At 50.1% G+C, this 17,742-nt stretch carries 13 protein-coding genes; 10 read left to right on the forward strand and 3 right to left on the reverse strand.

Going from position 1 to position 17,742, the window contains the following annotated elements:
• Window positions 1-651: 651 nt before the first annotated feature.
• The 10 genes from C1A08_RS12785 (at window position 652) to C1A08_RS12830 (ending at window position 12,869) form a co-directional block, all read left to right on the forward strand.
• Window positions 652-1,185 carry a UpxY family transcription antiterminator gene (locus tag C1A08_RS12785; protein ID WP_172970798.1) on the forward strand — a complete coding sequence of 178 codons (534 nt, stop codon included), beginning with the start codon at window positions 652-654 and terminating at the stop codon, window positions 1,183-1,185.
• A gap of 57 nt (window positions 1,186-1,242) precedes the next feature.
• Complete coding sequence (locus C1A08_RS12790) at window positions 1,243-2,097, forward strand: hypothetical protein (RefSeq protein WP_101573997.1); 855 nt, start codon at window positions 1,243-1,245, stop codon at window positions 2,095-2,097.
• A 183-nt stretch (window positions 2,098-2,280) separates the two neighbouring features.
• Window positions 2,281-3,795 carry an oligosaccharide flippase family protein gene (locus C1A08_RS12795; RefSeq protein WP_101573999.1) on the forward strand — a complete coding sequence of 505 codons (1,515 nt, stop codon included), beginning with the start codon at window positions 2,281-2,283 and terminating at the stop codon, window positions 3,793-3,795.
• 154 nt (window positions 3,796-3,949) lie between these two features.
• Window positions 3,950-5,059, forward strand: a complete 1,110-nt coding sequence (locus tag C1A08_RS12800; RefSeq protein WP_101574001.1) for an NAD-dependent epimerase/dehydratase family protein — start codon at window positions 3,950-3,952, stop codon at window positions 5,057-5,059.
• A 35-nt stretch (window positions 5,060-5,094) separates the two neighbouring features.
• Window positions 5,095-6,831 carry a thiamine pyrophosphate-binding protein gene (locus tag C1A08_RS12805; protein ID WP_101574002.1) on the forward strand — a complete coding sequence of 579 codons (1,737 nt, stop codon included), beginning with the start codon at window positions 5,095-5,097 and terminating at the stop codon, window positions 6,829-6,831.
• Between the two features lie 37 nt (window positions 6,832-6,868).
• Window positions 6,869-7,993, forward strand: coding sequence for a polysaccharide pyruvyl transferase family protein (locus tag C1A08_RS12810; RefSeq protein WP_145996583.1), 1,125 nt, complete (start codon window positions 6,869-6,871; stop codon window positions 7,991-7,993).
• Window positions 7,994-8,230: 237 nt separating this feature from the next.
• Entirely contained in the window at window positions 8,231-9,313 is a 1,083-nt protein-coding gene (locus tag C1A08_RS12815) for an EpsG family protein (RefSeq protein WP_180951586.1), read from the forward strand.
• A 304-nt stretch (window positions 9,314-9,617) separates the two neighbouring features.
• The gene (locus C1A08_RS12820; RefSeq protein ID WP_180951587.1) at window positions 9,618-10,427 is read left to right on the forward strand and encodes a glycosyltransferase family 4 protein; all 810 of its coding nucleotides are present in this window, start codon (window positions 9,618-9,620) and stop codon (window positions 10,425-10,427) included.
• Window positions 10,424-11,563, forward strand: coding sequence for a glycosyltransferase WbsX family protein (locus C1A08_RS12825; protein ID WP_101574009.1), 1,140 nt, complete (start codon window positions 10,424-10,426; stop codon window positions 11,561-11,563). The genes C1A08_RS12820 and C1A08_RS12825 overlap by 4 nt, the downstream gene beginning before the upstream one ends.
• 175 nt (window positions 11,564-11,738) lie before the next feature.
• Window positions 11,739-12,869, forward strand: coding sequence for a glycosyltransferase family 4 protein (locus tag C1A08_RS12830; protein WP_101574011.1), 1,131 nt, complete (start codon window positions 11,739-11,741; stop codon window positions 12,867-12,869).
• 155 nt (window positions 12,870-13,024) lie between these two features.
• Here C1A08_RS12830 and C1A08_RS12835 read toward each other — a convergent pair whose 3' ends face one another.
• From C1A08_RS12835 to C1A08_RS12845, 3 genes are all read right to left on the reverse strand, one after another.
• Window positions 13,025-15,769, reverse strand: a complete 2,745-nt coding sequence (locus C1A08_RS12835) for an alpha-L-rhamnosidase (RefSeq protein WP_219618099.1) — start codon at window positions 15,767-15,769, stop codon at window positions 13,025-13,027.
• A 10-nt stretch (window positions 15,770-15,779) separates the two neighbouring features.
• Complete coding sequence (locus C1A08_RS12840; protein WP_101574014.1) at window positions 15,780-16,913, reverse strand: sialidase family protein; 1,134 nt, start codon at window positions 16,911-16,913, stop codon at window positions 15,780-15,782.
• A 125-nt stretch (window positions 16,914-17,038) separates the two neighbouring features.
• Window positions 17,039-17,707 (reverse strand): YczE/YyaS/YitT family protein, encoded by a 669-nt coding sequence (locus tag C1A08_RS12845; protein WP_101574045.1) that lies wholly within the window; start codon window positions 17,705-17,707, stop codon window positions 17,039-17,041.
• Window positions 17,708-17,742: the final 35 nt, after the last annotated feature.

Genomic DNA, 17,742 nt, shown 5'->3' on the forward strand with positions numbered 1-17,742 from the left:
TTTTCCTCCAAAATCATTATAATGGCGGCGGCTCGTTTTCGATAACCGAATGCGAAAAATAGCTTTAAAAGCGAATCCCGGAATCTATACGAAAGAGATGCAGGATGATCCCCAAGGGCTGGGTATCAATGTTTTCTTTGTTGCGGATCGCTGTTGGTAATTTATAGGTTTAGGATGTTTCTTTGTAAGAGACGGCATGGAATAATAAAATACTGTAAACAAGTGTAATAAACAATGAGAGAGTAGCATTTAATACATCATTCAGGATAAGAGATATATAAATTGGGCAATGGGATCGTCGATTCGATAACGTATTCCGAACTTTTCCGGAGTAAATGCTGTTGCGATTTGAAAGTCACGTATATAATTATATAAATCAATGTGTTAGTAATACATAAAAACGCGCGAAATAGCTATAAATGATGATGGAATATTTGGCCGTTAGATTTATATTTCCAATATTTGTACCCATAAAGTGCCGTCTCTTACAAAGAAACGATACTGATACGAAAGTGCGTATTTAGAATTTTAGTTTCCAATGACCTTAGTATTAGTGATATAGGTGATATTAGGGGATTCAGAGTTATGTCCATAGCTCAAATTTAGCGATGATTAAGCCTGAAAGCAGAGAGAATTCGAATGTCACAATGCATGGAGGAAGAACGACTCGTTTGGTATGTAATGCGTTTTCTGTATAATCGCAAATCGGATACGCGGGACCGTCTCGATAAAGCTTCTGTCGAAACATTCGTTCCTATGCGTTGCGAGATTAAAAATCGAAATGGTAAGAAAATACGCGCTTACGTTCCTGTAATATGGGATTTGCTGTTCGTTCATTCTACCGAAAAAGTTTTAGCTCCTTTTTTGGAAGCCGATAATTATTTCCAATATCGGTACCGCCGGGGCGGCAGACAGGCAGAACCTCTTATTATTCCCGACAGCCAGATGGAACAGTTTATCAATGCGGTGAAAGGATCGGAACGTCCCATTTATTTTACGCCTCAGGAGTTGAATATCGATAAAGGAACCCGAATCCGAATTCACGGAGGGCCGTTTGATGGAATTGAAGGCATATTTATGAAGGTAAAAGGCGCAAAGGCCAAACGGCTGGTGATAGAGTTGCCCAATACTTTGGCTGTCGCGGTTGAAGTCAATCCCGATCTGATCGAAATTTTATCCGAATAGACAGCGGTCGTTTCATCCCGTTCATCTCTTATTTTAACAGCCATAACCGGAATTTCCATGACCGAAACAGATTTACAGGTATTGCTTCCGTTTTTGTGTAATCACCGCATAAAAGGACAAAGCGAAGTACGTATCGATGCTCTTCTTCGTATGTATTTGTCGATTAGTATGTTGTGTTGTGTTGCGTCGTCTTGTGATTATTTGAATTGCAATAAAATTATCCGCAAGATGGACATTCTTTATCAGATCATGGATCGTACCTCGGTTAATGGTTTGTGCCGGATGTATCGCCTGGTTAAAGAATCCGCATGGGGCGTTTACGGAAAAAAAGACGAAGAATGTAGCGGATTATATTACCGACTTTTAGACAGTTATTTGAAAGATCCCGATCCAGGACAGGAGTTGGATGTACTGCGCTGTATAGCTTATGAGTTGGGAAATGTTATGGGTGATAATACGGAATTGGATTATTACCCGTTTTACCGAGCAAAGTGCGGGCAATGGGTCGGCGAACTGGATACGAAGGGTTGCTGGAGAAGACTTCCTCAGGAAATAGCCGTACGTAGGATCGAGTTGCTGCAAAATTATAGCGATGCTTTCCGGGACGATCGTTTTCACGATGCGGTGTTGCGTGCGTATAACTATTATAAGAAACGTTTGGTTCTTCCTGAGAACGCTGTCGCCGAACAACTTCCGTTGTTGACGGCATGGTATGATCTGTTGCGGATTTCCGGTGCGTTCCCTTGTGAGCACGATCTGCCGAAGCGGATTGCCGGATTGATCGAAGGGGTGGCGAATACTGTCGAGACTCGTACCGATACATGGTATCTTGCTACCAGTTACGCCGTCGAGCAATGTTGCTCCGATATTATGGACAGGGTGCAGCATGAAATAATGCAGGAGGCCGAATGAATTTGCCTGTACGTATTGGGGTAATCCCGTGTCTTTCGGGCGGTACGAGACATTCGTACCGGCCTTATAGGGATATGATATTGGGTGTGTTTCGAGAATGTCTCCTCGCTTTATGCGTCGGTGCTGGATGCAATATCTGTTACAAAAGATTTATTTTTCGGACATAGTAATGGGTAAAATCCGATGGTCGTAAATCAACTGAAAGCCGGAGCCGTTCTAAATTACGTAGTGATCGGGCTGAACTCGCTGGTCGGGCTGCTTTATACGCCCTATATGCTGCGGATGATGGGGCAGAGCGAATACGGTCTTTATTCGCTCGTGGCGTCTGTGATCGCCTATCTGACGATCATGGATTTCGGCTTTGGAAATGCTATTATCCGTTATACGGCTAAATTTCGCGCGGAAGGCAGACAGCAGGAGCAATACGCCATGTTCGGAATGTTTCTGATCCTCTATTCGGTGATCGGTGTACTTGCATTCGGAGCCGGCTTGGGACTGTATTTCAATGTCGAAGCATTGTTCGGAGATACGATGACCGTCGTTGAGGTCGAACGGGCTAAGGTGTTGATGATCATTTTGATTTTTAATTTGGCCGTCACTTTTCCTCTGAGTATTTTCGGAGCCGTTGTTACGGCTTACGAAGATTTTATTTTTCAGAAAGTCGTTCAGATCGTCCGCATCTTGCTGAACACCGTCGTGATGATCTGTTTGTTGAAAATGGGGTATCGGGCTGTAGCGATGGTAGTCGTGCAAACGCTGTTCAATCTCGTTACACTGTTGTTGAATTATTATTACTGTCGTCGCAAAATCGGGATACGGATCGTTTTCGGACGTTTTCGCTGGGGGTTTCTCCGGGAAGTAACCGTTTATTCGTTTTGGATATTTCTGAATGCGATTATGGACCGCATTTACTGGGGTACGGGGCAGTTTGTGTTGGGAGCCACCGTCGGCACCGCAGCCGTGGCCGTTTTTGCCGTAGCGATTTACCTGAAAGATATGTACTATTCGTTTTCGACCTCGATATCCGGCGTTTTCCTACCCAAAGTTACGGCAATGATCACTACCGGCGCGTCGGAGCAGACCGTATCCGATCTGTTTATTCGTATCGGACGTATCCAGTACATCGTACTGGCATATGTCCTGTCTGCTTTTATTCTGTTGGGGCGGCCGTTTATCGCGTTGTGGGCCGGCGAAGGGTATGACGAAACTTATGTTATCGCGTTGATGTTTTTTGCTTCGACCCTGATTCCGATGATTCAGAATCTGGGAATTACGATTCTTCAGGCGAGGAATGAAATGAAATACAGGTCGATCCTTATTCTGGCGGTTTCCGCGGCGAGTCTGGCTGCGGCCATCCCGGCAGCCAGACAGTTCGGAGCTTTCGGTGTGGCGGCGGTAACTTCCGTAGCGGTCGTGCTGGGACATGGCATCCTGTTGAATATCTATTATAAGCGCAAAATTCATTTGGATATACCGCTTTTCTGGACGGAGATCGCGCGGATGAGTGTCGCTCCGTTGATCATTACTGTCGGCGCGTTCATCTTGTTGAAATACGTATCGGTAGACAGCGTACTCTCTTTCCTGTGTGTTGCGGTTGTTTTTTCGTTGATATATTTTCCCTGTATCTATCGGTTCTCAATGAATCAGTATGAACGCGACCTGTTCATAAAGCCTATTCGCAAAATAGTACGGCTCTGAGTAGTCCGGTTGATGCCTCGTAGACAGGCGTCTGTTGAATGGTTCTTCATTTCGGTATTTTTTAAGAAGAAATTCTCGGCGGAGACTCCTTGTAGAATACATGTCCGGATTATTTCATTCCGAATTGACAGGCCGGTAAAATGTCTGAAAAAGTATGCGGATTTTAATTATGGGAGGTACCGGCGCCATGGGATCGCACCTGGTCGGGATCCTTGCGGCCGATCCTGCGAATGAACTGACGGTTACCACCCGCAAAGAATTTCCCTCCGTCGAAAACGGTTGTATACGGTACGTACGGGGAAATGCCCATGATATCGGCTTTGTCCGATCGCTTGTCCCTGTGGGGGCGAAGTGGGACTGCATCGTGGATTTTATGGTTTATACGCCCGACGAATTCAGGGAGCGCGTGGATTTCTTGTTGTCGGTATGCAAACAATATGTTTTTTTGAGTTCGGCCCGGGTTTATGCCGGATCGAACGAGCCGATCGTCGAAACCTCGCCGAGGTTGTTGGATACCGTAAACGATGAAGTTTACCTGCGAACCGACGAATACGCCCTTGCAAAGGCCCGCGAAGAAAATTTACTGTCGCAGTCCGGAAAAACGAACTGGGTGATCGTCCGCCCTTATATAACTTACAGCGAAATACGGTTGCAACTGGGCGTACTGGAAAAAGAGCAGTGGCTATACCGGGCTATGAACGGTAGAAAAATCGTTTTTCCGAAAGATATCGCGGAAAAAATGACTACGTTGACCTATGGTTACGATGTGGCGTGCGGTATAGCCGCTGTTGCCGGAAAACCGGCGGCTAACGGCCGTGCGTTTCATGTTACTGCTGCGGAGGCGATCAGATGGAGCGATGTGCTGGGAATATACCTCGATGTACTTGAAACTCATCTGGGGACACGTCCCGGAGTGGTGATGCCTGACGCGGCTCCCAACCTGAAAAATCCGGAAACGCAATATCAGGTGCGATATGACAGATGGTATGATCGCAAATTCGACAATACGCAAATCGACCGGTTCTGCGACACGGCCGGTTTTACGAAACCGGCCGACGGATTGCGGTTCTGTCTGGAACGTTTTGTTCGGAATCCGCGGTTCGCGCAGATCGTTTGGACGGCGGAAGCCCGTTGCGACAGAATCACGGGCGAACGGACTCCGCTTCGTGAGATTCCGTCCGTAAAATTCCGCTTGGCGTATCTGGCGGCAAGGTATATGCCCCGTAATTTATTTGAACTCATACGAAAACTTATCAAACGGTAATTGATCCTTTTTTCGATAATCGTCAGACAAATATCATGGAAAAGTATTACACCTCCGAACGCAATGCGCAGATCGTGATCGCTCTGTTGAAAGCTAATAACATCCGTAAAATCATAGCATCTCCGGGCGCTACGAACATAACGTTCGTCGCTTCGATACAGCAGGATCCCTATTTCGAGATCTATTCTTCGGTCGATGAGCGTTCGGCGGCCTATATGGCGTGCGGTCTGGCGGCAGAGTCCGGCGAGCCGGTCGTCTTGAGCTGTACGGGCGCTACAGCTTCGAGAAATTACCTTCCTGGGCTGACCGAAGCCTTTTACCGGAAGTTGCCCGTACTGGCGATCACGTCGACGCAGTACGAAGGCAGGGTCGGGCATCATATACCTCAGGTAATCGATCGCAGCAGACCGCTCAACGATATCGTTCATGTAAGCGTTTCGCTTCCGGCCGTAAGGGACGAGGAAGAAGCGTGGAGTTGCGAAATAAATGCCAATAAGGCGATCCTGGCCCTCAAGCATCGCGGCGGCGGTCCGGCGCATATCAATTTGGCGACCACTTACAGCAGGGATTATTCGGTGAAGGAACTGCCGTCCGTCCGCGTGATCGACAGGATTTGTGCAGGAGACCGGTTTCCGGAATTTCCTGAAGGTAAAGTTGCCGTTTTCGTCGGTTCCCATCCGAAATGGACTTCGGAGCAGACCGAGGCGGTCGATCGATTCTGCGAGGCGCACGATGCCGTCGTTTTCTGCGATCATACGAGTAATTACAAAGGGAGATACAGGGTTCTTTATTCGTTGGTGCAGAATCAAAAGATGCTTACAACCGAAACCAACAGCGTCGATTTGCTGATTCATATCGGAGAGGTATCCGCGTCTTACTATCCTTCGGCTCGGACTGTATGGCGCGTCAGCGAGGACGGCGAGATCCGCGATACCTTTCATAAACTGCGTTATGTATTCGAAATGTCCGAGCAGAATTTTTTCGGGCATTATGCCGGTGTATCCGATAGGCATTCCGATGAATATCTGAAAAACTGTCGGGCGCTTTATCAAAAAGTTTACGACGCTATTCCGCAGAATTTGCCCTTTTCGAATGTTTGGACGGCGTATAAAATGGCGCCTCTTCTTCCGGAGAACTCCGTGTTGCATTTCGGCATTCTGAATACGCTGCGATCGTGGAATTTCTTCGAAATACCGAAGTCCGTGTTTTCCGATTCGAACGTCGGCGGGTTCGGGATCGACGGCGGCGTCTCTTCGCTGATCGGGGCTTCGTTGGCCGACCCGACCCGACTTTGTTTCGGTATTTTCGGCGATCTTGCGTTTTTCTACGATATGAATGCGGTCGGAAATCGTCATGTCGGCAACAATGTCCGGATTTTGATAATCAATAACGGCCGGGGAACCGAATTTCGTCAGTATGACCATCCTGGAGCTCTTTTCGGAGACGAAGCCGATCCTTATATCGCAGCGGCAGGGCATTTTGGCAACAAATCGCAGGCATTGATCCGGCACTATGCGGAAGATCTCGGATTCGAATACATGTGCGCTTCGGACAAAAATGAATTCGAAGCGCTGTACGAGCGGTTCCTCTCTCCTGAACCGGCCGCCCGGCCGATGCTTTTCGAAGTGTTTACCGACAGCGGGGACGAGAGCGATGCCCTTCGCGCCATTCGCTCCGTCGAACAGAATACGACAGGGAAGTTGGTGGATTTCGCACGATCGGTTATGAGCGAAAAACAAAAAAGTTTCATCAAAAAAACGCTGGGCCGGTAACTATTGGCTTTTTGTCTCATAAGAATATTTGCAGAATATGAAAATTGGAATCGTAACTTTCTGGAACAGCGAGGATAATTACGGTCAAATACTTCAGTGTTATGCTCTTCAGCGTTTTCTGCGGGATAAAGGGCACGATGCTTTTCTGATAAGATATGCGCCCGGACGGAAAATAAACCTGAAATGGGTTTTGTCTCTTCCGTGTAGAATCGTCAGGAAGATCTCGCTACGGTTATTCCGTCGGAAGGAATTCCGTTTTTCGCAGCGATTTAAAGAAATGAACCGGATCGTGAGGCAGGAGAATGCTGCCCATCCGCGTCATTTTTCGACATTCAAAGAGCGCTTTATTGCGGTCACTTCGAGAGTCTATGATCAATATGATATTTTCACCGATCCGCCCGGGGCGGATGCATACATCGCCGGAAGCGATCAGGTCTGGGGATCGGTCGATCCGGTCTATTACCTGATGTTCGTGCCGGAAGGTTGCAAAAAAATTGCTTATGCGCCGTCGTTCGGCGGTATGAAACTCGCCGGGAGCCTCCGGAAAAAGATTAAACGGTACATATCCGGGTTCGACGTACTGGCATTGCGGGAGCGACAGGGCGTGGAAATATGCAGGGAGTTGGGACGCAGCGACGCTTCATTGGTACCCGATCCTACTTTGCTGTTGTCCGTGCACGATTATTCGTCGATAGCCGCCCCGTGCCTATATTCGCAGGATTACCTGCTGCTTTACCTGCTCGGCAATGAAATCGATTTCGATGTGGCCGAAGTTTATGCTTGGGCTCGAAGCCGGCATATCGAGGTGAAATACGTCGCAAGTCAGGGACGGCAGGACGCATACGACAAAATCTATCCCAATGTGGACGAGTGGCTCAGTCTGATCCGGAATGCCCGGTACGTCGTCACCAATTCGTTCCATGGAATGGTGTTCAGTATTATTTTCAATAAACCGTTCGTCGTCATTCCGTTGGCCGGGTCTTTTACGCGGATGAACGATCGTATCTTCGATACGCTGTCGGCGGTGCATCTGACCGAAAGGATTTATAAAAATTCACTCGATATTTTACTCGACCCGCTGGACATCCGGGCGATCAACGATTATTTGAAACAAACGGGGAACGACATATCCCTAAAATTCGACTATTGGCTGGGAGCGTAAATAGTGCCCGGCATATATGCCTCGAAGTCGTCTGTCGACGTCGGTTCCGGGGAATTCGGGGCAGGCTGTACGTTCTCCCCATAAGATTGATCAAAAGCATCGGCCGCATGGCGAACGCTTGCCGTAATCGATAGAGCGGCATTTATTCGGATGTACTACCTCATTTTTTTCTTATTTATCGTCGTATGCTGCAGCCTCTCGCTGCACGGTCGTTTGTCTCCGGAAACTAAACGGGGATTGCAATTTTTGTTGTTTATCTTTTTCTGGTTTACGGCCGGATGGAGGTATGAAACGGGGACGGATTACCTGGCGTATGTCCGGATTTTCGACAGTTCCTCCGATCTCAGCCATTTATTGCATACGGGTACGTTCGATGTGCCGATGATCGAACCGGGGTATCTGTTTATTAATTCCATATTCATTTCGTTGGGAGTGGATGTCAATTACATGTTTCTGTTTATCTCTTTCTGTACGACTTTACTGTTATTCCGTTCATTCGAAGATTATCTGCCCGATTATAAATACCTCGGATTGTTGACTTACTTCGCTTTCATCTATTTTCAAATGGATATGAGCGGATTGAGACAGGCCATCGCATTGAATGTATTTTTCGTGGCGCTTCGATATATTTACAGGCGCCAGTTTTGGCGTTATACGCTTTGTATCCTGTTAGCTGCGACTTTTCATGTGTCGGTGATCATCGTTTATCCGTTATATTTCTTTTTGAATAAAAAAATATCGTCCCGGCTGATCGTGGGAACGTCCGTGGCAGGATTGCTGGTAATCGGTTTGCAGTTGCCGATTATAGGTTGGATAACCGAATATCTGATTTCACCGCTTTTCTCGTCGAATATACTATACAAGGTATTGTATTATACGACTTCCGATATAGAACCCTGGCCGATCAATATTAAAGTATTCTTCTACCTGGCCATACTCTTTGTCATCGTATATAACCGAAATAAACTGGCGGAACGTTTTCCTTATTTCAATATTATATTGAATCTGCTTTTCCTTTTTGTGCTGCTCAGAAACGTATTGTGGGAATCCGTCGAACTGGATATGCGATTGGGCTTTTACATGTCGTTGGGCATGACGATGGGATTTCCGCTGTTATTCGAGATCGTATCCCGGAAATTGATCCGGCAGTTGACCTTCGTAGTTTTCGTTTTTGTCAACTGGTATCAATGTCAGAATTATTTCTTTTCGATCCCGACTTTTTCGCCGTACCAGAATTACATCGTGCATAAAATCTTTAAGCTCCCCAGTAACGGCGAGGAGCGTTTGTACGAATTGATGAATCGTGAAAATAATGACTAAAACCCGGCTCCTCATCGTCGCGCATTCGGGTTATATGGGAGGGGCGGAGACCGTGCTGGCGCACGCGATCAACAACGTGTTGTCGGATTCTTCCCGGTATGAAACGGATGTATATTACCCGCTGGGAACGGGTTCCCTTTTCAGAACAGCGCTTCGTTCGGAAACCGTAAGGCGATGTTGCGCATTGCCTTACCGGAATATAGCTTCGGGCTCATTAAAGACATTGATTGTTCTCCTGTACAGCCTTCCGACGATTTTGTGGCTTATCGCTGTCTGCCTGTTCCGCAAGACCGATCGGATTTATGTGAACAGCGCTGTTAATTTCCCCGGAGCATGGGTCGCTTACATTACGGGGAAACGCTGTCTGTGGCATATTCATGAGCAGCCCAATGCACATACCGATTACCTCCCCCGCTGGATGATTTCGACCTATCGAAAACTGTTTACGGCATCCAATATCACTCCCGTATTCGTGACCGAACGGTGCCGTAGGTTATGGAGTCAAAAATTAGCGTGCGATTTCCCCGTTTACAGGATTGCTTATCCTCCGTTGAAAGAGCTGCCTTTAACGGTTTCGAAGAAAACAGGAACGGCTCTCACGATCGGTTATCTGGGGGCTTTGATTCCGGGGAAGAACGTCGCTGCGCTCGTGCGGTCTTATGCGCGGTTGCATACTTCTCATCCGCAGGATCCTCCTTATTTGCTGATATGCGGAAGCGGGCCTTGCCTGCATGAATTGCAGGATTTGGCCCGTACGCTTCATGTAGAGACGTTTACCGAGTTCCGGGCTTTTCAAAACGATGTGTCCGGCTTTTTTGCCGATATCGATATGCTTGTCCAGCCTTCGCTGAACGAATCGTGGGGATTGACTGTTTTGGAAGCCATGAGCCAGCGGAAAGCGGTCATTACGACGACGGAAACCGGTTTGCACGAGATACTGACCGGAGAAGAGTGCCTGTTTTTCGACCCGTCCGACGAAGACGAATTGTATAAGTGTTTGGAAGCATTACAGGAGGAAGGGCTTCGCAACAGGCTGTCTTCTAACGGATATGATAAAGTCCGCCTTCTAAATCTCAATCATCAGTTTGAACTAACGATAAAAGACATATTATGACTATTCCGAAACTTATTGCATTTTATTTCCCTCAGTTTCACGCTATTCCGGAAAACGACGTGTGGTGGGGGGCCGGATTTCATGATTGGCAACTGGTGCAAAATGCAAAACCGCTGTTTAACGGACACTATCAACCCCGTATCCCCATAGATGGAAACTATTACAACCCCTGTGATAAAGAGACGCTTGCCAAACAGGCTCGGCTGGCTTCGGAATACGGTGTCGGAGGATTTTCTTTTTATCATTATTGGTTCGACGGTAAATTGATGCTGGAGAAGCCGCTGGAGACTTTTCTGGAACATAAGCAGATTGATATTCCGTTTTGTCTGACCTGGGCCAACGAGACCTGGACACGGGCATGGATAGGACATCCCGAAGCGGTATTGATACAACAGAATCATACGGACAATGTAGATCTGTGGCGCAGGCATTTCGATTACCTGTTGCCGTTTTTCAAAGACGAGCGGGCAATCCGCATCGACAATAAGCCTTTATTGTTGATTTATCAGCCGTTTATTATTGCGAATACGCAGGAAATGTTCGGATACTGGCGTAAATGGGCGGAAGAAAGCGGCCTGCCCGGTTTATACCTGATGGCCGTCAAAGGACACCAATATCCTTCCTGCGATTTTCTAAAATCGTATGATGGTTTGTTAAAAACGCAGCCACGGGAAGCCTTCGGTTCGAAACATTTCAAACATCAGAATCTAACGGATCGTTTTTACTGGCTGCGCAAACTCCCGGAAAGCATTCAAAATTATTTGCGTAAAATCAATCAAAGTATACGCAGCTATCAAATCATCGATGCGAATGAATTGTGGGAGGTGATTTTAAAAAATGCTTATTGTCCCGAATTCAAAGAGTCTGTCGATATTTATGAAACGGCGTTTTTTGACTGGGATAATACGGCCCGCTACAAAAACAAGGCAAAAATATACCGGGGGCTCTCTTTCGACTCCATGGAAAACAACCTGACCGAACTCATGAAAAAGGCGCGGGAGCACGACTCTCCTTATGTGTTTTTCAATGCATGGAACGAATGGTCGGAAGGCGCTTATCTTGAACCCGACTTGAGAAACGGTTACCGTTATCTGGAGATCGTAAAGCGTGTGAATCAAAATCTGAGTGCGCTGTAGGATGCGCAGGTTGCCGATTGAATCTCTGTTATGACTTTCGGTATTCTGTTTCGCTAGTTATTGTCCCTGTTTACATTCGGCTTTAAAATTCAATCGAACAAATAATACCGGATAGTCCTGTATCGGCGCCGCGTTGTTGCTGCCCGTATAGGACTGTTCGGTGCATATATCAATTATGAAAACAAAAATTCTGCACATTCAGGTGCTTCCGAAATTATCCGGCGTACAACGCGTATCTCTGGAGATTATGAAGAGTCTGCCCGATAGCCAGTATGACAAATGGATACTTTTCAGCGATTCGACGGACGTCGGCGATCGGGAGCAGTGTGAAAGAGAATTCCGGAGAGCCGGCGTTCGGGTTATCTACTCGAATAAAATGAAGCGAGCGATCGGATTGTCGGATATCGGAGCTGTCCGGGAGATTTATCGGTTATGCCGGCGGGAAAGATTTGACATCGTACATACCCATTCCACGAAACCGGGTGTGGTCGGGCGCATAGCGGCGACGTTGGCCCGTACGCCGCGGGTAATACATACCGTGCACGGACTGGCCTTTCATAAATTCGTCGGGCTTCCCCGGTGGCTGTTTTACTGGGGATGCGAGATGTTTGCGTCGTTGTTTTGCGACAGAATCATCCTGGTCAACCGTTATTACAGCAAATATTTCAAATGGTGCGCCCGTAAAGTTTCGACCGTTTATAACGGGATAGATTTTTCCGCTTATCCGGGACATCTTCCGGTTTCTCAGAAAGGAACGACGCCCCGGATTCTTTTTGTCGGCAGGCTGGATACGCCGAAAGACCCTCTGACTTTTCTCGAAGCGGCGAAAATCCTTATCGGGGAATACCCCGACGCAAAGTTTACTATGGTCGGAGACGGCGAAAAATACGGGGAGTGCAAGCGTTTTATCCGAGACAATGGTTTGACGGCCAGTATCGATTTGGCCGGATGGCAGCAAGATGTTTCATCGTTCTATGTTTCGCACGATATTTTTGCGATGTCTTCGATCTACGAATCTTTCGGATTGATTTTCGTCGAAGCCGCCCATTACGGGCTTCCGGTAGTTGCGACCAACGTGGAAGGTATTCCCGAGGTCGTTTCGGACGGAGAAACCGGACTGTTATGCAATCCGCGTGATCCGCAGGCTTTGGCGAAAAATATGATGACCCTGATCCGGCACCCGGAACTTCGGGATTCTTTCGGACAAGCGGCCCGCAAACGGGCATATGCCCTGTTTACGAGCGAACTTATGACCGATCGTTACAAAAAAGTTTATCGGGAACAGCGTAAAATGCCGGTGACATGAGGGCGTCCCGAACGGGCCGGCTTGTATATCCGACTTGAGGGCGGTTCCGCTCAGTGGGCAAAATATTCGTATTTATTTTTTCCGGTATGCGGATCAAAATCGCCTGAGGCCATCGGCCTCAGGCGATTTTGATTGATCGTCGTTTGTAAATCGGGTTAAAATACGAAGCTATATTCGCCGGACAGCACTTCGAACACCTGTTTGCCGTTTACGGTGCCCCGATACCTGATGTTTTCGTCGTCCGCCGCGACGGTATGTCCCGATTCGGTGATCTTTTCCCTCGCCGCTGCGGGGAAGTGCACCTCGGCGCTGCAATTGGCCGGTATCCGGATATTCCATTCCGTTTTTTTGCGCTTCGTCCGCCGCCACCTGCTCTCTATTTTTCCGGAAACCGAATGGTGGGACGCTTCGACGAAGTCGAGTCCTTCGGGAAAGTCGGGATTCATGACGATCCGCCGGAAGGCCGGTTTCGCGGGATCGGTTCGGATGCCTGCAAGGTTCTCGTAAAACCATACCAGCAGGTCGCCGAGCATCATCACGTGGTTTTGCGAATTCATATCGGGTGCGGCCGTATCGAAATTCCAGAGCTCCCAGATCGTCGTGGCGCCATGCGTTATCATATAACCCCAACTCGGGTAGGTCTTTTTGAGGGCGATGCCGAGCGCGAGATCCGGACGGCCGATGCCCGAAAGCGTTTTCATCAGCCATTGGGTGCCGATGACGCCCGTACTCAGGTGGCCCCGATTCTTCACCTCGACGAGGTCGCCGACGTAAGCGGTCACGCGGGGCAGTTCTTCCGCCGGCACCATTCCGAACGCTACCGGCAACAGGTTGGATGTGAGTTCCCCATTGTCGTAATAGCCGTCCTCGGAACGGTAGAACCTGCGGTTGAATCCGTTTTTGATGTTTTCGCCCAGCTCGGCGTAATAGGCTTTATCCTGCGGCCTGCCGGTCAGTTCGGCGAATTTTTGCATCAGTCCGGTGAAATGATAATAGTATGCCGTGGATAGGAGCGGGTTCGGTTTTTTTACGTTCCCGCTCAATCCTTTCCCGGCCTCGGCCGTAGAGGGAGGCGCGCACCAGTCGCCGTAGACGTCCCTGCTGACGATATACTCCGCGGTCATGTAACGCCCTTTCATGTAGGCCAGCCATTTCTTCATGGCATCGTAATGATCCGATACGGCGGAGAGGTCTCCCGTCTGGGTATAAAGCATGTCCGCTATGATCAGCATGACTCCGGGCCAGGTCATGTTGTCGCTGAAATAGCGCCAGAAGTCGGGCGCCAGGTCCGGCAGCGAACCGTCCGCTTTCTGCGCCCTTTTCAGGTCGTCGAGCAACTTGCGATAGAGCTTTGCATTGTCGAACACGAAATTCTCTCCCAGAGCGGCTACTCCCCGGTCGCCCAGCCACGGCTGTTTTTCGTTGCGCTGCGGACAATCCACCGGCATTCCCTTGTAGTTGCCCGCAATGCCCCACCAGGCATTGCGGTAGATCCTGTTGAGCAACTCGTCCGAGGTTTTGAAACTGCCTACCGTACGCATATCGTCGGAGACCATGCAGGCCGTGAAATCGGACGGGTCGCATTGTCCGGGATAACCGGAGACTTCGACGAATCGGAAACCGTAGTACGTAAAAGCCGGTTCGTAGGTTTCTCGTTCGCCGCCCCGCAGGGTGTACAACCCTTCGGCTTTGGCGCTCCGGAGGTTGGCCGTGAATAGCTCTCCGTTTTCGTCGAGCGATTCGGCGTATCTCAGCCGGACAGTCTGTCCGCGCTCTCCGCGGACGCTGAAACGCATCCATCCCGTCAGGTTTTGCCCGAAATCGACGATGAACCGGCCGTCCGTTTTCTCCGTTACGGAGACGGGGGCGAGTTCTTTTACGACCTTCATCGGGTCGGTCGTCTGCGCCTCGTAGGTTCCGCCCGGCTCCTGGACGAACTCGGCCTGCAGCCATCCGCCGTCGTCGAATCCCGGCGCGTCCCAGCCCGGAAACTCCCGGGTCGCGTCGTACTCTTCGCCGTCGTACAGGTTGTTGGCCCGGATGGGGCCGTCGGCCGTTCCCTTCCACGAGTCGTTCGTGAAGATCACTCTCGAGGAGCCGTCGGCGTAGGTGATCGCCAGGTTGAACAGTACTTTCGGATAGCCGAAGTTTTTTATTTTGAACGCTTGCTGGAACTGCTGCATCGTGAAATACATACCGTTTCCGAGGACTATGCCGATCGCGTTGCGGCCGCGTTTCAGCGCGTCCGTTACGTCGAATGCATTGTACTTTACGTTTTTGGTAAATTCGGTCTGTACGGGAGCCAGTACCCGGTCGCCTATTTTTCGGCCGTTGATGCGAAGTTCGTAAAATCCGAGCCCGATGATATAAGCCGTCGCCGAACGGATCTCCTTGTCGCAGTCGAACTCTTTGCGGAAGTAGCGTGCGGAGAGTCGCGAACCTTGCGGATCGCCGTCCCACGGGAAGCGGCGGTCGAAACCGATCCATTGGCCGACCCAGTCTTGGAATTGAAGAAGCCCGACCTGCCATAGCGCCGGTTCGCTCCATGCCGTTTCTCCTTTGTTGGTATTCGCTTTTACCTTCCAGTAGTAATAGCTGTTGCGCTGCAGCGGCTTTCCCGCATATTTTATCCCCGACGTCGCGTCGCTTTCGATCTCTCCCGAATCCCACATGTCGCCCTGGTCGCGGTCGAGCAGAGTCTTGTCCGTAGCGACGAGGATCCGGTAAGCCGTCTGAAGCACGCCCCGCCGGTCGGATTCGAGTTCCCAGCTCAGCCGCGGCTGCAATACGTCGATCCCGATCGGGTCGGTCATCTCTTCGCAGCGGAGGCGGGCTATGCGCTCGTTCGCAAATAGGCTGCCGGTCAGTAGCAGCAGGGCGGATAACAATAGTTTTTTCATGGGTAAATGATTATCGGGCCTCCAGAGCATCGTTTGCGAACTCCCAAAAAACGATGCGTTGCCGGTTCCACGTGTAAGTGACCGCCACACGGTCTCCGTGGGCGATAATCGCCGGGTAGGAATACTCCGCCGGCGGATTGTCGTTTTCGAGCGCGATTGTCTTCGGCCACGTTTTGCCGTTGTCGAACGATACGGCCAAGTTGAGCAGCGACCTCGACCCCGCATCGCCGCCGACCGGATTGTATGCCAGAACCAGCGCGCCGTCCGGGAGTTTTATCAGGTCGATGCCGCTGTTGTTGTTCGGCATGTCGGTCGGGTAGAGCGGACACCAGGATTTTCCGTAGTCTTTCGAGTCGCTCCGGTAGATGCGGGCGTTGCTACTGCGTACGAGCATGTGGACGATTCCCGGCTCCGATTCCCAGAGCGTGGGCTGGATGACCCCGTGTCCCCTGAAATTGCTGCGGTCCAGTTCCAGAAAGGGCGTCGCCTTCCATGTTCTGCCGTTGTTGCTGCTGCGGTCGACGAATACGTCCCAGTGTTTGTCGCCCGTCTCGCTTTCGAACGATGCGCCGGCCAGCCATACGCCGTTCGATAGGACGATGGGCTTATTGCGAACAGGGCCCCGGCCTCCCCGGTCGCCTTTGACGAGTTCGACGGGTTTCGACCAGGTCGTTCCGTCGTCCGACGAAGTCGTCCACCATGTCTCCCATTCGGTTATTTTTTTCCCCGCTTTGAAAAAAAGATAAACTTTTCCCTTCCCGTCGCGGAACAGCACCGGGTTCCAGTGGGCGTCGTCGCGGATTTTCGCGACTCGGCGAGGCGCCGACCAGTTGCCCGGCTTGCCTTTGGACAGCCATATGGCTACGTTGTCCGCGCTCTCCTTGTCTCCGCCGAACCATGCTACCAGGAAATTGCCGTCGTCGAGTCCTACCAGCGTGGATGCATGGCACTGTTTGAAAGGACGGTCGTCGCCGAACAGGAAATCCCGTTCCGTCAGGGCCGCGTCTTTCCCTTCGACGTTCACGGCGCGTTCCGGTTCCGTTTGTAGCGCCGGTTCCGCCGGGATTTTCGGATAAGCGGCTTTCGGGCCGGCAATGCAGAAAAAAAGGAGGACGGGTAAAAGCAGTCGATAAGGTTTTTGCATACTGGGCTTCGTTTTATTGTACGTCGGATATTCCGGATGTCCGGCTGACAGTCGGCCTATCGCGGATAAAAATACGAATAAAATTCGAGATGTCGAATTTTCGGCGGCGTTCTCCGAAGCGACGGCTATATTCCTTTGATCGGCAGTACGCGGCGGAGCGTCGCCCGCGTGAGTATCCTGCGGTTCAGAAAACTGACGATGTATCCCGTGCTGCAAGCGGCGATCAGTGTTCCTTCGCGCACGCCTTCGATGCGCCGTGCCAGCAGGAGCGACAGCAGCGTGGCAACCGTTACGAGCGAGATGTCGAAAGCGACTTTGAATTTTCCGAAATCCGTATTATAGCGCCGCGAGGCGTAGTTGACGAATCCTTCGGCGCTCATCATGACCACGCGGGGTTTGATCTCCAGTACGACGCCGATCGACTGCACGATACAGCCGGCCAACAGCAGTACGATCGCCGCTGCGTAGTTCGGCGGCAGCAGATGTTGCGTCAGTACCATGTTGAAATCGATGAACAGCCCGAAAAGCAACGAAAAAGGCATCTGTAACAGGATTTCGACCGTGTCGCGTCGCGTCATGCGGTCGCGAATAAACCAGAACTGTCCGGCGATAAGCAGCATGTTTATCACGAATGTCCAGGTTCCCAACGTCAGCGCGCTGTTGAGGCTCAACACGTAGTTCACGCTCGATATCGGGGTTGTCCCCAACGACGAACGCAGGATCAGCACGATTCCGGCGGCCAGGAAATAAAGCCCGGTCACGAACAACAGGTATCTGCCCACAAGATTTTTCATCGATACGAAAAACAACGACGCGAATTTACGAAAGA

Source organism: Alistipes sp. cv1 (assembly GCF_900240235.1).
GTDB classification, from domain to species: domain Bacteria; phylum Bacteroidota; class Bacteroidia; order Bacteroidales; family Rikenellaceae; genus Alistipes_A; species Alistipes_A hominis.

Coding starts and splice junctions, on each gene's coding strand:
- C1A08_RS12785 (WP_172970798.1), top strand. CDS start 652: ATGGAGGAAGAACGACTCGTTTGGTATGTAATGCGTTTTCTGTATAAT.
- C1A08_RS12835 (WP_219618099.1), bottom strand. CDS start 15,769: ATGAAAAAACTATTGTTATCCGCCCTGCTGCTACTGACCGGCAGCCTA.
- C1A08_RS12840 (WP_101574014.1), bottom strand. CDS start 16,913: ATGCAAAAACCTTATCGACTGCTTTTACCCGTCCTCCTTTTTTTCTGC.
- C1A08_RS12790 (WP_101573997.1), top strand. CDS start 1,243: ATGACCGAAACAGATTTACAGGTATTGCTTCCGTTTTTGTGTAATCAC.
- C1A08_RS12795 (WP_101573999.1), top strand. CDS start 2,281: ATGGTCGTAAATCAACTGAAAGCCGGAGCCGTTCTAAATTACGTAGTG.
- C1A08_RS12825 (WP_101574009.1), top strand. CDS start 10,424: ATGACTATTCCGAAACTTATTGCATTTTATTTCCCTCAGTTTCACGCT.
- C1A08_RS12800 (WP_101574001.1), top strand. CDS start 3,950: ATGCGGATTTTAATTATGGGAGGTACCGGCGCCATGGGATCGCACCTG.
- C1A08_RS12845 (WP_101574045.1), bottom strand. CDS start 17,707: ATGAAAAATCTTGTGGGCAGATACCTGTTGTTCGTGACCGGGCTTTAT.
- C1A08_RS12830 (WP_101574011.1), top strand. CDS start 11,739: ATGAAAACAAAAATTCTGCACATTCAGGTGCTTCCGAAATTATCCGGC.
- C1A08_RS12810 (WP_145996583.1), top strand. CDS start 6,869: ATGAAAATTGGAATCGTAACTTTCTGGAACAGCGAGGATAATTACGGT.
- C1A08_RS12805 (WP_101574002.1), top strand. CDS start 5,095: ATGGAAAAGTATTACACCTCCGAACGCAATGCGCAGATCGTGATCGCT.